Here is a 15472-nt window from a genome sequence, read left to right on the forward strand (position 1 = left end):
CGGGCCCGTGCCCCCCTGAGAGGGCGCCGTCCTGCTCCGCGTCATCGAGACGTGCGCCGTACGATGTTCTCGTCATGTCGGCCTCCTTGTCGATCGAGAGTTCGTGTGCACGGCCGGGCGATCGGCCTGTCACGCCGAGGCGTATCCGGCAGCGAACATCGACGGGACTGACGGTGCGTCCCTGTCGCGGAGACGCTGTATCCCTGCGCTGTCGCCGGTAACCGTCAGTTGATGCGTGTGCAGATCGTCCAGCAACGGCGTGTGCGCGACGCTGACGATGGTCACATCGGGCATCGCCTCCAGCAACATTGCGTACATCCTGCGTGCGTTCGCGGGATCGAGCGCGCTCGTGGCTTCGTCGAGCAGGATGAGGCTCGGCCGCAGGATCAGGGGGCGCAGGAAGGCGAGGCGCTGCTTCTCGCCCGGGGAGAGGTGCTGATCCCACTCGGCCGCGACATCGAGATCCGGCACCCGGGCGCCCAGCCCGATCTTCTCGAACAGATCCGCCAGATCGACCTCGGGGGCCGTCTCGCGCAGCGGGTAGGTCACGGCATTGCGCAGACTTCCGACCGGCAGGTACGATTGCTGGGGCAGGAAGAGCGTGGCTTCGAGCGGAGGCATGGTGAGACGTCCGCCGGTCTCGGGCCAGATCCCGGCCAGCGCGCGCAGCAACGTACTCTTGCCGACGCCGGAAGGGCCGCGGATCAGCCAGCGCTGGCCACGCTCGACGTGCCAATGGGGCAGGCTGAGCAGCGGTGTCCCATCCGGCTGGGCGAGCGTGACGTTCTCGGCAAGGATCGACGTCGCGCCCCTTTCCTCCCGGAGGATCGCCGGGCTGGCCGGCGGCGCGTCGAGCAGCTTGTCGAACCCGCGCAGGCGGCGGACGATGCCGCGGAGCGTCTGAAACCCCGTCGTGGCCTGCCAGAAGTACGAGATGGCGGCGCTGTAATGACCCACCGACTGCTGCGTCTGCATCATGCCGCCGAGGGACAGCGCGCCGCTCATGTAGCGGGGGAGGATCAGCAGCAGCGGAAAGACGTCACCGAGTCTGCCCACGCTCGTGTTGAAGACCAGGATCTTCACCTGCTGGATGATCTGCCCGTAGATGTTGCCGCGGATCGCCGCGAAACGCTCGGCGAGAACCGCCCGCTCGGTCGCCTCGCCGCGCAGCAGCGCCACCTGCTCGGAAGCCCGGCGGATCTCGATGAGCTTGAAGCGGAAATCGGCAGTGAACCGATGACCCATCATGACGAGTTGCGGGAGTTTGCGCCCGACGTAGAAGGCCCCCGCCGTATGCAGCACCGTGTAGAGCGTCGTCGCGAGAAACAGGTAGCCGGGAACGTAGAGCGTGACGAAGCCGAGCGAGAGTTCGCCCGAGCCCGAGGCGTTCCAGAGGATGACGCCGAACGTGACCGCCGTCGTGACGACGCCGATCAGGGACGTCGTGATGTTGACGGCGGAGGTCGCGAAGGCGGTGGTATCGTCGGCGATGCGCTGGTCGGGGTTGTCGAGGAGGTCGCGGCGCTGGTTCTCGTAGTAGGTGCGGTTGTGCAGCCAGCGCGCGATGTACGTCTCCGTCAGCCATTGGCGCCAATGCAGGACGATCACCTCGCTGGTGAAAGTCGAGATCCCGGTCGTGACGATCGCCAGGACGACGACGACCGCGAGCAGGCCCAGGACCGAGGGCAGCCGTTCGACGGCCTTGTCGCCGAGCATGTCCCACAGCGCCTTCGTGTACTGGGTGCCGAGAACGCCCGTGTAGACGTGGACGAACTGCAAGCCCGTATTGACGACGAAGAGCGGCCACGCCCAGCGCGCGTGGCGCGTCGTCCAGAACCCGCCAATCAGGCGCAGGAAGTGGCGGAGCTTGTCAGCGAAGAGCGCTTCCGCCTCTTCCCGAGCGCTCTGCCGCAGGTCTCTCGTCGTGACGGTGTGGGAGGAGGCGCTACCGTCGGCGGCAGATCGCATCGGCCTATCGTTTCCGCTTCGGACTTCGGTCGGGATCGGGGACGCGCCGCGACGGCGCCTGCCGCGGATGCCGGATCAGCAGGTCAGGCCGCCTCGGGGCGGGGCGCGGCTGCCAGGGTGTCGAGACTCACGCGCGCGAGCGCGCGAGGGGCTTCCAGAAAGGCGACGTTCGAACGATCGAGCTGCCTTACGAACCGCGCGTGGAGTTCCGGCTCGCGCGCGCGGAAGAAAGGCGGGAAGTCGGTGGTTTGGAGCGAGGGGTCATGGGCGAGGACCTCCCGCTGGAACGTCTCGGTGCAGGCGTCGAAGGCGGCATCGTCTTGATCCGACCATCCGGTCTCCATCGAGGCTCGCAGCGCGCGCACGGTGAACCATTTGGCCGCGGCGTCGACCAAGGTGCTTCGCGAGACGAGCGGATCCCAGGCGGCGGCCTCCGCGAGGGCGCCGCAAGCCCTGCCGAGCTGGTCCGCCGCCGCGTCGGTCGCGGCGATGGCGGCGGCCTGGGCTGCGCTCCAATCGGTCCGAGTGGGCGTGTCTCCGCTCCCGGCCCGACGGTGCAGGGCGAGAATCCCGCGCAAGGCCGCCGCAACGCCCTGCGTCCCGGCGGTCCATTCCGCGCCGTCGAGCACTTCACCCAGCATGAAGGCGACGAGGCGGCTCGGAACCCCGGACAGGTCCGAGCCGGGCGCGGCCCGTCCGAGCCAGTCCGCCGCCAGCGTTGCGGCCTCCTGAGGATCGTCGATGCGGGCGAAAAGATGATCGAGCAGAAGGCCGAGGCCGGCCGGGTAACCGGTGACGACCTCGAACGCCTTGGGGTCGCCGCTCGCGGCGATGCATCCGGACGGCGTTCCGCCGGTTCCGTTCCAGCGGTCGCCCGCGCTTGCGATCGTTCCGGCGGCCGCGTGCTCGGCCAAGCGTACAAGCAGAGCGGACCGGATGTCCGGATTCCCGGAGAAGGCGATGAAGCGGGCCACGCGCGTATCTCAGAGATGAGTGTCGATGAAGTGGCACAGACGCGTCTTGGACAGCGCCCCGGCCACGCGGCCCCGCTCGCTGCCCTCGGCGAAGAGGGCCAGCAGCGGGATCGACCGGACACCGAAGCGTTCGGCCAGCCCCGGATGGCTCTCGATATCCACCTTCACGATCTTGAGTTCCTCGCCGTACATCTCGGCGACTTCCTCGAGCGTCGGCTGCAGGGCCCGGCAGGGACCGCACCAGGGTGCCCAGAAATCGACCAGAACCGGTCCGCCGAACGTCATGACCTCGCGGTCGAAGTTGTCCTCGGTTGCCGCATCGATCAACGCAGACATATCAAGTCTCTCCTCGTAAACGCACGATGTTCACCAAGCGTGGGCTCGGATGAAGCGGCTCAGAAATCGAGCGTGGCTCGGATCATGAAGATGCGTCCCTGGGCGAGTGGGATGAAATAAGGATTGACCGTCACATTGTAATAATATCGATCGAACAAGTTTCGTACATTTACATCGACCTTAAAGTTCTCCATCGTGTAACCGATCAACGCATCGTAAGTAATGAAGCCTGGTATCTTCGGTGCAGTCGCCCCAGGCTTGAAATCCGTATAGCTGAACGTCTGGCCGCGCCCACCGCCGCCGACCGACAGGCCTCGAAGGGGGCCTTCCGTGAACGTGTAGACGGCGAAGAGATTAGCTTGATGTAGGGGTTGGCCGGGGATGACGATGGGACCAGTGCCGGATCCAGATTGAAGGAGGTCGTTCGTGAAATCGTTGTAGCTATACCCGCCGATGACTTGCAGGTTCGGGGTAATCTGTCCCTGGAAGTCGATTTCGTAGCCATCGGCACGATAGCCGGGTCCGAGCGTGTTCGGTTGCCCGGGCTGGCCGAAAATGATGCTGTTGCTGTACGCGTTGGAATATTTAGCGGTCGTGATCTGCAATTGATTATCCAAGAGGACAAACTTGAAGCCGATCTCACTCAGATCACTGAGTTGCGGCGGGGCTGGCTGTGTTCGGTTGATCAACCCCTCCTGCGGCACGAAACCCGTACCGACAGTCCCGTACACGCTCACCCAGGGAAGAATGTCGTACAGAGCACCGGCCGTATAGGTCAGAGCATCTTGCTCCACCGTTTGAGAACCTGTTCCGATTGTTCTGGAATTGTACCAATCCTGTCGAACCGATCCGAGGATATGGAGTCGATCGAAAATGTCGATTTTATCTTGAAACGATATGCCCAAGTTATCGGTTTTCGTCCAACCGATTGCAAAAAAATTGCCGCCGAAGTATGAGTTATCAAAAAATCCCGGGAAGCGCAGATTCTGCCTGGGATTTATAAGACTGAATTCGTCTTCTGTATAATAAAGATTCGATTTTACCTTGGAAGATATCGAAAGATAGTCGACGCTGAACCGCATCGTTTGCCGAAAATATTCCGTATCGTGCTTCACGAGCAGGTCGGATTGGGTGATCAGGCGGCCCCCGTTCGCGGCAGCGACGCTGCCGGTTGGACGCACCAGAGGTTCGTTGCCGGCAACCCCCATACAAAGCTTCCGGGAATAAATCCTTGGCTATATGAGTCCGTCAGGAAATACGCCGTCCGATTGTGGAATTTGAAATCCAGGTTGCCAAAATTTTCCGTACTTACGGAGCCGAGATGATGGTCGATTTCCCCGTAGGGATTCAGGGATCGCACCGATCCCCCGTTGGCGGTGCTGCCAAACGGTGTCTCCCTTCGCGTCCTGAACGGACGAAAACCGGTCTCCTCCGTTCCGAAGGTGAAGGGCGGCAATCCGAACACCGTGTCGATGTAGCGAAGGCCGGCGGTGACTCGTGTTTCGGTTCCCTGCCAGGACACGACCGGCGAGATCAGCGCCTCATGGGGACTGGTGTTGCCGCCGAAGGAGGTCGTGGCCGTATTGCCCGACAGATTGAGCCGATAGGTGACACCCTCCAGGTCGGGCACCGGCCCGCCGAGATCGAAGGCGAGCGTTCGAAAGAAGCGGCTCCCGTAGAAAACGTCCGCTCTTCGGATCGGCGTCGCGGTCGGCGCCTTCGTGATCGCGTTGATGGCGCCACCGGCGAAGGTCGGGCCGCTGAACTCGGTGGTCGGACCCTTGATGACGTCGATGCGCTCGATGTCGGTGATCGGCAGCCGGGCGGAGCCCGACGGTTGACCGTTGATGAGAATCTGAGTCTGGTCGAAACCGCGGATCTGGTAGCTCGGCGCCCCCTGAGACTGGCCGGAGCCTTCGCCGATGCGGACGTTGCTGACGTTGCGCGCCACATCGAGGACCGAGGTCTGGGCTTGGGTGCGGATCACCTCGTCCGTCACGCCGACGACCGAGCGCGGATTCTCCTTCAGCGGAATGTCGATCCGCGCGGAGGTCTGGGTATCGACGGCACTGAAGCCGACATCGCGCGTCCCCGTCGCGGTATCGGTGACGTCGATCGCCGCGATGTCGCCGAGGGCGGCGGCTCCGGCGGCGGGGACGGTCGCTCCGCCGCGGATCGTCAAGGCGCCCCCGGCACCCGGCACGGCCACGAGGCCGCTGCCGGCAAGCGCGCGAGCGAGCGCCTCCTGGACGCTCATGCGACCGACGATCGGGCCGGCGCTTCGGCCGCGGGTCAGGTCCGCTGGAAACGAGATCGGCTGCGATGCCGCGCGCCCGATCTGGGCGAGCACGCTGCCGAGGTCGCCGGCCGGGATATTGAAGGCGGTACCGGCCGCGACCTGACTCAGTGCCGGGGAGGCGGCTAGAAGCGGCAGAACGGCCGTGGTCGCCATCAGCAGCGCCGCGAGCGGGATGATCCGCGCGGACCGACCGGTCGCCGCGCAGCTCGCCTGCACGCCCGATGTCCTTCCCGTACCCCGGCGACGCTCGCTCGCACCCATCTCAAACCCCTATGCAGATATGGCTCTGCTTTCGCTGGGTTTGACCGATGAAGGAACGAAAGCGTCAGCGCCCCGTGCGAATTTTTTGATAAAAGATCGGAGCGGACCCGCTGCGCAGGCAGCCTCCGGTCTCTGGTCGACGCCCGCAGCGCCGCCGCTGTCGGCGAGCCAGAGCGCGCATCAGGCTCTCGAACAGCCCCGATCCAGCGCCGGAACCAGCCGTAGACCGTGCCCAGGGCGGAAAGCCCGCCACCCTCCACCCGTCCGCAGGTGCCAGGCGATCCCCGCCAGCGCCCGGCGCACGGGCGTCGCATCCTGACGGCTTGGCGGATCCGCGCGCTCCAGGAAGCGGGCCACCGCGTCCAAGCCTGCTCGCAGCACCATGTCCTCCAGGCACGTCTCGTGACGCGTCCGATGTCGGTCCGTCCCCATCTGCTCTCCACGCCGCCCCGCCCGGCGGAATTTGTGTCGGCACACGAGACAGAGGGGGATGGCCGCCGGAGGATCTCAAACAGGCTCTCAGAGGGATGTTCTCACGGCGATCGAAAGAAACGATGGTGGGGTGACGTTGCTCAGACTTTTTGGAATCGAGATTGTTGTAGGAACGGCTAGCACCTCACAGCCGTCATGCTGAAAGGCGTTGCGCCAATGGTAGAACATCGCGCGAGTGATGCTGCGCTTGTCCAGTGGAGGGCGCGTCGACAGATGGGATAGTTCGACTCCCGGATGATCATAGATACTTGTAGTAAAGCATCTCATGCCGCGTCCGCCCTCGCGCCGGTCATGCTTTTTCCACTAGGTGGTACTTCGCGAGGAGTTTGGCCACGACCCTCTATCAGAATACCGGAGTCACGGCGTGGCTCCTTGATCTCGTCGGTATTGGTGGCGCAGGCTGCAGCGGCAAAGGGTAGTTTGCTGCCGGCAGCATTCAATATTTTTGATTATTAAATTATATATAACGTCAATCATTCGCACCGCCACATCTCTGCGATGATATCGCGCTCCAAAACACTTGCAAGATGGCTAAAAATTCCCTATAATACGAGAAGCGCTGCCGACCAACATTGTCGATGACTCTGATTGCCGCCTGCGGCGGCTTTAGAATCGGTCTGAGTATTTTTTGCCTCCGATCTTTGGATTGCGATAACGGATCACTATCGGCTCACGGAGGTTCTCAAACATCTAAGGATTGCCGGCCTTGGAAATTCCATTAGGCCTCTGCCTGAGATCGGTAGCGTTCAAAGGCGATAAGCAACGAGCGAGCGAGCGCTGGCCCGAGGTTTAGACCATGAGTGTTTGCGAGATAGTGCTGAAAATCGTAGATTGTAACGGCTGGACAAACTTCGAACTCGAAGAAAATCGGCCTGCCTTCCGCATCCAAGCGGAAGTCCATCGAAAAGTAATCCTGCAATGAAATTAACCGACGGAGACGATCCGCATAGACCATAACCAAGCATGCGGCCGCCTTGCCGCGTGAATCATCAGTCGTTCGCAGGTCATCCATCTCCGGGGTGAAGGCCGCGTCATGCGCGCGACCGAATCTATTGCGGGAACCTTGCGTGTCGCCGGCGCCCGACAAGGTCTCGTTGTCCTGCATCGTCATAAACGCGCCGCTGGTCTCGCTGGCAGAATTCTTGCGCAGCCGGCCGACGCCGACCTGGGATTCGAACCTTTTCCCGGTATCCATGTAGCTGACGCGGATGTCGTCGCCAGCGATGTAGGCCTGCACGATGGCACGGTCGGCATAGCGGTCCCAGATGCGCTGTCCGAGCCGAGCAGCGGCCTCCATCCCCACGCAGCGGCTATCGGCAAAGATGCCGAGTTTGGCGCCGAGCGTCGCGGGCTTCACGAAGAGGGTGGCCGAGTCCCAATCGAGATCGGACTCCCGCAGCGCCGCCATCGTCGTCGCCCCCTCCAAGAGGCGGGTCGGCGGGATCGGCAGACCCGCTCCCGCCGCCAGGGCGAGCGAGCCGAACTTGTCCTGGCAGAGATGCTGCGCGGCGGGCGGCGAACCGTACCGCGCCAGGCCGAGCAGGCGAGCGAGGGCCGGTATCGACGATCCGCGATAGAAGCGAACGCCGTCCGTCTGGCACCAGACGATCGTGTGCTCCGGATCGGCGCGCAGGAGCGCCTCCGGGGCCTCGGCGAGGGTCGTGAACGTCACGCCGAGTCCCTCCGCCGCCAGGGCGCCCCGGATCTCCTCCTCGAAATCCTCCAGGTCCGTCGCCTGCGCCAGGTAAGTGGCGATCTCCGATGCCAGATGATCAGGGTAGCCGTGCCTCGCGAGGTGGTCGCGGCAGGCGGTCTCGGGTTCGAAAACGATGACAACGTGCTTGAGTTTTGACATGGCTGACGGACATCACCGGCGAGAGGCATCGGCCCTATGCCGATACGTCGCGGAGCGTATCACCGATGGACGACGCGTGCTGGTTTCTGACCCGTGACTTTGGTCACGGTGTCCGGCGGATCGGAGAAGCCGGCTTGGGCCCCCGTCATGCCGCCAACATATGGCTCGTGACCGGTCGGGACAAAGCGCTCTTGATCGATGCAGGCGTGGGCGTCCTCCCGCTGAAGCCGGCGGTCGAAGCTTCGACGGACCAGCCGGTCATCTGTCTTCTCACGCATGGCCATTACGACCACATCGGCGGCGGGTGGGAATTCGCGGATCGCCGAGCGCACGCCGCCGAGGCGGCGATCCTCGCCGCCCCGACCCCCGAGGCGACCCAGTGGCAGGGCTGGCTGACCGATGCGGCGTTCCTTACCCATCCGTATCCCGGCTTCCGCATGGCCGACTACGCGCTGAAGCCTGCGGCGCCGTCGCAGCTCGTCGGCCACGGTGACGAGATCGACCTCGGCGGTCGCCTCCTCACCGTTCTCCACGTGCCGGGTCATTCCCCGGGCCTTCTGGCCGTGTACGAGCGGGAGACCGGCCTGCTCTTCACATCCGATGCGCTCTACGACGGGCCGATGTACTTCGATCTGCCTGGATCCGATGCCCGGGCGGCGCGCGAGAGCATGGCGCTTCTCTCCTCTTTGCCCGTGCGGACGGTCCATCCGGGTCACGGCGAGAGTTTCAGCGGCGCTCGCCTTCGCCAGATCGCGGATGAGCAGTCGCGCGTGCTCATCCCGTCATGAACTTCCATCGGCCATGCAATGGAGGAGGACTTCGCGCTCCGTCGTCACATTGAGCTTGTCGTAGATGCGACGGCGATGATTCTTGACCGTACCCTGCGCAAGGCCAAGCCGCTGCGCGATCGTCCTGATGGGATAACCGCGCAACATCAAGCGGATGACGTCGTTCTCGCGCCGGCTCAACAACCGGCTGATGCCGTCCGGGACAGCCAAGGTCTTTGCCACGCAGGACATCGAGCCGAGGGGCTCGATCGTCTGGACGGAGCCGCACGGTGCGATATCGAACGTCTCCGGCAAGGTGGTCCGATGCAGGATGACGTCACGGCCGATCCGCACCGACCCCGCCGGATCGACATGTTCCGAAGCGACGGCGAAGACACTAGCGTCTCGGTGCGCGAACGCGCTCCACCCGGCGTTGCAGACGATTTCGTTCCCGTCCCGGTCGAGGATGCGCGTCGGCGTCGATCCGGCAAGGGCTGTCCCGACCGGTTGACCATTGTGCAGGATCTGTCCGAACGCAGCCGCGACGTGAGCCGTGTGAAGCCCGGCCGCGAGGTCATAGACGAGGCGGGCCCTTGCGAGATCCACCGCCGCGTATGAACCGCCCCGCCGATCGAGGATCAGGGCGATGCTGCTGCGGCCGACGGGCGGCAGGAAGAGGCCGAGTTCATCGGTGACCTGGACGTCATGCAGGATCGCGCCGACATAGCGGCGCCGGTCGGCTTCCGTGACAGAGACGTCGCGAAGGGAGATCACTCCGGACCGCGCCGTCTGCTGCCAGTAGCGCCGGAAGGGATCGTGCCGGTGGAAACTCTGCACATAGCCGGACATGAAACGGGGATCGTAGTCCGCGCTGAACAGGAGGTCGGGCCGCGACGAGGTGGAGTAGCGCATGACGGAGGACAGATCGTGCGGAAGGCAGCATCCGACGGCTGCCAGCAATTCCCGGTAGAAGCCGTCGCGCCCGATCGCCGCCGCGGCCCGACCCAGCATCGCCGATGCCGTCCGGTCGATGACGAGGGCGCTCGCCATGGGGGCGGACGCCGGCCCGGCCCATGACGGAGTGTCGCGGAGGAACTCCGCAGCCGTGCCCGATTGCGGCGCGACCGGGCACGGCCCCAGAGGACGTTCTCGCTCGGCCATCGGGACGGTGCTCCTTCCCTCGCGTTCGTCAGATCGCAGCAACCGTCCGGCCATAATCGATCGCGCTCGAGACCGACCGGTGAAAGGCGAGCTTGCGCAGGTATTCGAGGGGATCCTTGCGCTTCACGAGGGCGCCGTCGCGGCCGTCGCGCCAATCGACCAACCGGGTGAGCAGGAAGCGCAGTGCGGCCCCGCGGCAGAGCGTGGGCAGGGCATCGGCTTCGGCCGTGCCGAGGGACCGCACGCTTTCATACCCGGCGAGCATGGCGCGGCCCCTGTCGCGGTCGAACGTGCCGTCCGGCGCGAAGCACCACGCGTTGAGGCATATCGCGAGATCGTAGGTGAGGGAGTCGTTGCAGGCGAAGTAGAAGTCGATCACGCCGGACGGCTCGCCGCCGGAGAACAGCACGTTGTCGGGGAACAGGTCCGCATGGATCACGCCGTGGGGCAGGCCCTTTGGCCAGCGCGCCGCGAGGTGAAGGAGTTCGTTCCGGACCGTGGCCGCCAAGCCGTCCGCGACGTCGTCGGCATGCGCTTGCGCGCCGGCGAAAAGGCCCGGCCAATCCGACAACGACAGGGCGTTGCGGCGGCGCGACGGGAAGTCAGCGCCCGCCAGATGCAGGCGCGCCAGCATCGCGCCGACGTCCCGGGCGTGGTGCGCGACGGGGACCAGGACGGACGCGCCCTCGAGGAAAGTGACGATCGCGCAGGGCCGCCCGGCGATGGCCCCGATGACGTCACCGGCGTGGCTCCGCACCGGCCGGGGGCAGGCGATGCCACGCGCGTGGAGGTGTTCCTTCAATTCGAGGAAAAACGGCAGATCGTCCGCCCGCACGCGCTTTTCATAGAGCGTGAGGATGAACCGGCCTGCCTCGGTCTCGATGCGGTAGTTGCTGTTCTCCACGCCTTCCGCGATGGCTTGATACGATCGCAATTGACCGAGATCGTACTCGCGCAGGAGCGAGGCGAGTTGAGCGCGCGTGACTTCCGTATAGACAGCCAATTCTGCAATCCTCCGCCCCGATGCGTGAAGAACCTCGCGACATCCCCTCCGCCGGCGCTCCGTTCACTGCGGCGGGCAGGGGAAGATCGGTGGGGCCCGCCGGTCTCGAAGGATGCCCGCGATCGTTCGTGACCGAGCGGCGGCGTCCGCTCCGGGATATTGGCAGCCGTGCCGTCGCCGGGTCGATCCGTGACGGGCGATCCTCCCGGCGGGCCGATACGAGCCGCCGCCGGTCGCTTTCGAAGCCACGACGAGGGCCAACCCGGAGACGGAGATGCCCAAACGGCGTGTCTTCCTTCGACGGCTCTCAGAGGCGCTCGCGCGCGACTCGGCTGTGCCGGCGGACGAAGTCCTCCACCGCCGCCTGGCTGTTCGGCAGGACGGTGATGCGCTCGGGGCGTTCCATCAGATCGGTGAGATGCGCTGGGAGCTGCGGCCGCAGCCCCGATGCGCGCTGCACCTCCTCGGGGAACTTCGCCGGATGGGCCGTCGCAAGCGCGACGACCGGTGTCGCCGGCGCGGCGCGCAGCAGCGTGCGCGCCGCGCGCACTCCTACGGCACTGTGAGGGTCGAGCATGTAACCGTTGTCCCGCCGCGTCTCCGCGATCTCCGCGGCAGCCGCCTTCCTGCCCACCGACTCGGCGGAAAAATCCGTCCGTATCGCCTGCAGCGCCCGGGGATCGATCGTGAAGCGGCCCGATCGGGCGAGATCGGCCATCGCCTCGATTACTGCGGCGGCGTTCCGGCCGCCGGCTTCGAAGAGCAGTCGCTCGAAATTCGAGGACACTTGGATGTCCATCGAGGGGGAACTCGTCGGGACGACGCCGCGAACCTCGTAAGTGCCGGTTGCGAGGGTCCGCGCCAGGATGTCGTTCTCGTTTGTTCCGATCATCAGGCGATTGATCGGCAGGCCCATCCGTTTCGCGGCCCAGCCGGCGAAGATGTCGCCGAAATTGCCGGTCGGAACGGAGAAGGAGACCGCCCGGCCCGGGCTGCCCAACGCCGCGCCCGCCGTGAAATAGTAGACCGCCTGTGCGGCGATCCGCGCCCAGTTGATCGAGTTCACGACGGAGAGCTTGATCTCTTCGCGGAAACCCGGACTGGCGAACAGCGCCTTGACCATGCCCTGGCAGTCGTCGAACGTGCCCTCGACCGCGACGGCATGGACGTTGGGGGCGTCGCATCCGGTCATCTGCCGGCGCTGGACCTCGGATACCCGCCCCTGCGGGTAGAGGACGAAGACATCGACGCAATTCAGGCCCCGGAATGCATCGATGGCGGCGCTGCCGGTATCGCCCGACGTCGCACCGACGATCGTGGCGCGTTCGCCGCGGGCCTGCAGCGTATGGTCGAGGAGTTGGCCTAAGAGCCGCATCGCCACGTCCTTGAACGCGAGCGTCGGCCCGTGAAAGAGTTCGACAAGGAAGAGGTTGTCGTCGATCTGGACGAGGGGGCAGACCGCTCTGTGCCGGAAGGGGCCGTAGGCCCTCTCGATCATTGGGTCGAGATCCTCCGGAGCAATGTCGTCCCCGGTCAGCGCGCCGACCACCACCTTCGCGACGTCCGCGTAGCGCGCGCCTGCGAAACGCCCGATCCGTTCGGGTGCGAGAGCCGGCCATTGCTCGGGGACGTAGAGCCCTCCATCGGGCGCGAGGCCGGTCAACATTGCCTCGACGAAGCCGACCTTCGGCGCCTGACCACGGGTCGAAACATACAGCATAGCGCGTCCTTCACGTCGTCCCGAGAGTCCAGGTTTCCGCATTCCTGTCGGGGAGGGCCCGCGGGTCAGGCCGTCCAGTCGAGCACGATCTTTCCGCAATCGCCCTTCGCCATCAGTTCGAAGCCCCGCGCATAGTCGTCCACCGGCAGGCGGTGCGTGATGACCTTGCGCACGTCGAGGCCGCTCTGAAGCATCGCCAGCATCTTGTGCCACGTCTCGAACATCTCGCGTCCGTAGATGCCCTTGACGGTGAGCATCTTGAACACGAGCTTCGTCCAGTCGACCGGTGACGGGCGCGTCGGTATGCCGAGCATCGCGATCTTGCCGCCCATCACGAGGTGCTCGACCATCTGCTCGAAGGCGGCAGGCGCGCCGCTCATCTCGAGTCCCACGTCGAAGCCTTCCTTGATGCCGAGGCGCGCCCTCACCGAGGCAAGGTCCTCCTTCGACACGTCGACGGGGACAACATCCGCGACCTCGCCGGCGAGGCTCAGGCGCGTCGGATTGATGTCGGTGATGACGACGTGCCGTGCCCCGACATGCCGGGCGACCGCGGCGCTCATGATGCCGATCGGACCGGCGCCCGTGATCAGCACGTCCTCGCCGACGAGATCGAACGAGAGCGCCGTATGAACCGCGTTGCCCAGCGGATCGAGGATCGCGCCGATCTCGTCGTCGATATCGTCCGGAAGAGGTACGATGTTGAAGGCGGGGATCTTGACGTATTCCGCGAACGCACCGGGAATGTTCACCCCGATGCCACGCGTCATCGGATCCAGGTGAAACCGGCCGCCCCGGGCCGCCCGGCTCTGCATGCCGATGACGTGCCCTTCACCGGAAACGCGGGCGCCGACGGCAATCCCTCGTACCGCGGAGCCGCATTCGACCACCACGCCGGCATATTCATGCCCGACCACCATCGGGACAGGGACGGTCTTACGCGCCCAGTCGTCCCACGTATAGATATGGATGTCGGTGCCGCAGATGCCGGTCTTCCTGACGCGGATCAGAACCTCGTCCGCGCCGATGGCCGGAACGGGTTCGTCCCGCAAACAGAGGCCGACTTCGTCCTCGGCTTTGACAAGCGCCTTCATCGTACGGACCTAACCTGGTTCAACCGGTTCGAAGTGTTGTGCCGCTTGCGAGCGGCCTCAGACGAGACCGAACGACCGGCCGGCATCGGCGAAGGCGTCGATCGCGAAGTCGATGTCGGTCTCGCTCAGAGCCGCGCACATCTGCGTGCGGATCCGTGCCGCCCCCTTCGGGACGACCGGAAAGAAGAAGGCCGCGACATGGACGCCGCGCTCGTTCAGCGCCGATGCCATGCCCTGGGCGCGGCGGGCATCGTGGAGCATGACCGGGATGATGGGCGTGTCGCCCGGCAGCAATTCGAAACCTGCCCTCGTCAAGCCGGCGCGGAACCTTCCGGCATGCGCCGTCAGTCGCGCGCGGCGGTCGTCCGCCCGTTCCGCGAGGTCGATCGCCTTGAGCGATCCGGCGGCGACCGCGGGTGCGAGGCTGTTGGAGAAGAGGTAGGGCCGCGCGCGCTGGCGAAGGAGATCGACGATGGGCTGTGACGCCGCGACGAAGCCGCCCATCGCCCCGCCCAGGCTCTTGCCGAGCGTTCCGGTCACGATGTCGATCTGCCCGCTCGTTCCCGTCAGGGCGGGCGTGCCGCGGCCCTTGTCTCCGAGGTGGCCGGTCGCGTGGCAGTCGTCGACCATGACGAGGGCGCCGTACCGTCGGGCGAGGTCCGCGATGGCAGGCAGGTTGGCGATGTAGCCGTCCATCGAAAACACGCCGTCGGTCACGATCAGCTTGAAGCGGGCGCCGGTGCGATCCGCCTCCTTGAGACGGTCTTCGAGCCCGTTCATGTCGCCGTTGGCGAAGCGGTAGCGCTGGGCCTTGCTCAGGCGGACGCCGTCGATGATCGAGGCGTGATTCAGGGAATCCGAGATGATCGCGTCCTCAGCGCCGAACAGCGGCTCGAACACCCCGCCATTGGCATCGAAACAGGCGGCGAAGACGATCGCGTCGTCCTTGCCAAGATAGCGCGCAATCCTCGTCTCAAGGGCGCGATGCAGGGTCTGGGTGCCGCAGATGAAGCGCACGGACGCCATCCCGAAGCCGAACTCGTCGAGGGCGGCCTTGGCCGCCGCGACGATCTCGGGATCAGCCGCGAGGCCGAGATAGTTGTTGGCGCAGAGATTGACCGCCGCTCGCCTCGCTCCGCCGGACTCAATCTCGATCCGCCCGCCTTGCGGGCCTGCGATCACGCGTTCGACCTTGTACAGACCCTCATCGCGGATGTCCGCAAGGACGCCCTCGACATGGTCAAGAAACCTCGACGCCATCACAAAGTCCCTCATCGCTTCCGCCGATCCGTCCTCTGCTGGCTCTCGGGCTCCGTCCCAGGCGGCGACGGAAGACGCTCAACGTGTCGATCGTCGCGGCAGCGTTGTCCACGATCCACGGAGATCATGTGAACACATCTGCAGCGTCGAAGCTCGCGTCACCAAGCGCCAAGCTCGATAAGTTCTATCAAGATCCGAAGAGCACAGTTATCGAGGGAGATTCTACAGATTTTCGTTTAATATTTTGCATTGAACGAATCTTTTCAAATCGTAGCGCGCAGG

General features: G+C 65.0%; 11 protein-coding genes and 1 pseudogene. 1 reads left to right on the plus strand and 11 read right to left on the minus strand.

The features are described 5' to 3' along the window. Positions 1-129: 129 nt before the first annotated feature. From PGN25_11535 to PGN25_11560, 6 genes are all read right to left on the minus strand, one after another. A complete protein-coding gene (locus PGN25_11535; protein MEH3118189.1) occupies positions 130-1968 on the minus strand; it encodes an ATP-binding cassette domain-containing protein in 1839 nt (612 codons plus the stop codon). An 83-nt stretch (positions 1969-2051) separates the two neighbouring features. Then, complete coding sequence (locus PGN25_11540) at positions 2052-2942, minus strand: hypothetical protein (protein ID MEH3118190.1); 891 nt, start codon at positions 2940-2942, stop codon at positions 2052-2054. A 9-nt stretch (positions 2943-2951) separates the two neighbouring features. Further along, positions 2952-3278, minus strand: coding sequence for a thioredoxin (trxA, locus tag PGN25_11545; GenBank protein MEH3118191.1), 327 nt, complete (start codon positions 3276-3278; stop codon positions 2952-2954). Positions 3279-3337: 59 nt separating this feature from the next. Beyond that, positions 3338-4486, minus strand: a complete 1149-nt coding sequence (locus PGN25_11550) for a TonB-dependent receptor (GenBank protein MEH3118192.1) — start codon at positions 4484-4486, stop codon at positions 3338-3340. Then, a complete protein-coding gene (locus PGN25_11555; protein MEH3118193.1) occupies positions 4414-5793 on the minus strand; it encodes a TonB-dependent receptor in 1380 nt (459 codons plus the stop codon). The genes PGN25_11550 and PGN25_11555 overlap by 73 nt, the downstream gene beginning before the upstream one ends. 1255 nt (positions 5794-7048) lie before the next feature. Further along, on the minus strand, positions 7049-8185 hold the full coding sequence (locus PGN25_11560; GenBank protein ID MEH3118194.1) for a hypothetical protein: 1137 nt from the start codon (positions 8183-8185) through the stop codon (positions 7049-7051). A 65-nt stretch (positions 8186-8250) separates the two neighbouring features. On the opposite strand from PGN25_11560, the gene PGN25_11565 reads away from it, so the two are divergent. Beyond that, positions 8251-8973 (plus strand): MBL fold metallo-hydrolase, encoded by a 723-nt coding sequence (locus tag PGN25_11565; protein MEH3118195.1) that lies wholly within the window; start codon positions 8251-8253, stop codon positions 8971-8973. Here the strand turns inward: PGN25_11565 and PGN25_11570 are convergent. The 5 genes and pseudogenes from PGN25_11570 to PGN25_11590 all read right to left on the minus strand — a co-directional run bounded on the left by PGN25_11570 (position 8968) and on the right by PGN25_11590 (position 15190). Further along, positions 8968-9153 (minus strand): annotated as a pseudogene (locus tag PGN25_11570) (LuxR C-terminal-related transcriptional regulator). The gene PGN25_11565 and the pseudogene PGN25_11570 overlap by 6 nt on opposite strands. Before the next feature lie 988 nt (positions 9154-10141). Next, complete coding sequence (locus PGN25_11575; protein MEH3118196.1) at positions 10142-11116, minus strand: homoserine kinase; 975 nt, start codon at positions 11114-11116, stop codon at positions 10142-10144. A 307-nt stretch (positions 11117-11423) separates the two neighbouring features. Beyond that, entirely contained in the window at positions 11424-12836 is a 1413-nt protein-coding gene (thrC, locus tag PGN25_11580) for a threonine synthase (protein ID MEH3118197.1), read from the minus strand. A gap of 65 nt (positions 12837-12901) precedes the next feature. Next, positions 12902-13930 carry an L-threonine 3-dehydrogenase gene (gene tdh / locus PGN25_11585; protein ID MEH3118198.1) on the minus strand — a complete coding sequence of 343 codons (1029 nt, stop codon included), beginning with the start codon at positions 13928-13930 and terminating at the stop codon, positions 12902-12904. A 57-nt stretch (positions 13931-13987) separates the two neighbouring features. Beyond that, a complete protein-coding gene (locus PGN25_11590; GenBank protein MEH3118199.1) occupies positions 13988-15190 on the minus strand; it encodes a glycine C-acetyltransferase in 1203 nt (400 codons plus the stop codon). Positions 15191-15472 lie beyond the last annotated feature (282 nt).

It is taken from the genome of Methylorubrum populi, assembly GCA_036946625.1.
Classification (GTDB): Bacteria; Pseudomonadota; Alphaproteobacteria; order Rhizobiales; family Beijerinckiaceae; genus Methylobacterium; species Methylobacterium populi_C.

Coding starts and splice junctions, on each gene's coding strand:
- PGN25_11535 (MEH3118189.1), bottom strand. CDS start 1,968: ATGCGATCTGCCGCCGACGGTAGCGCCTCCTCCCACACCGTCACGACG.
- trxA (MEH3118191.1), bottom strand. CDS start 3,278: ATGTCTGCGTTGATCGATGCGGCAACCGAGGACAACTTCGACCGCGAG.
- PGN25_11550 (MEH3118192.1), bottom strand. CDS start 4,486: ATGGGGGTTGCCGGCAACGAACCTCTGGTGCGTCCAACCGGCAGCGTC.
- PGN25_11560 (MEH3118194.1), bottom strand. CDS start 8,185: ATGTCAAAACTCAAGCACGTTGTCATCGTTTTCGAACCCGAGACCGCC.
- PGN25_11565 (MEH3118195.1), top strand. CDS start 8,251: ATGGACGACGCGTGCTGGTTTCTGACCCGTGACTTTGGTCACGGTGTC.
- thrC (MEH3118197.1), bottom strand. CDS start 12,836: ATGCTGTATGTTTCGACCCGTGGTCAGGCGCCGAAGGTCGGCTTCGTC.
- tdh (MEH3118198.1), bottom strand. CDS start 13,930: ATGAAGGCGCTTGTCAAAGCCGAGGACGAAGTCGGCCTCTGTTTGCGG.
- PGN25_11590 (MEH3118199.1), bottom strand. CDS start 15,190: ATGGCGTCGAGGTTTCTTGACCATGTCGAGGGCGTCCTTGCGGACATC.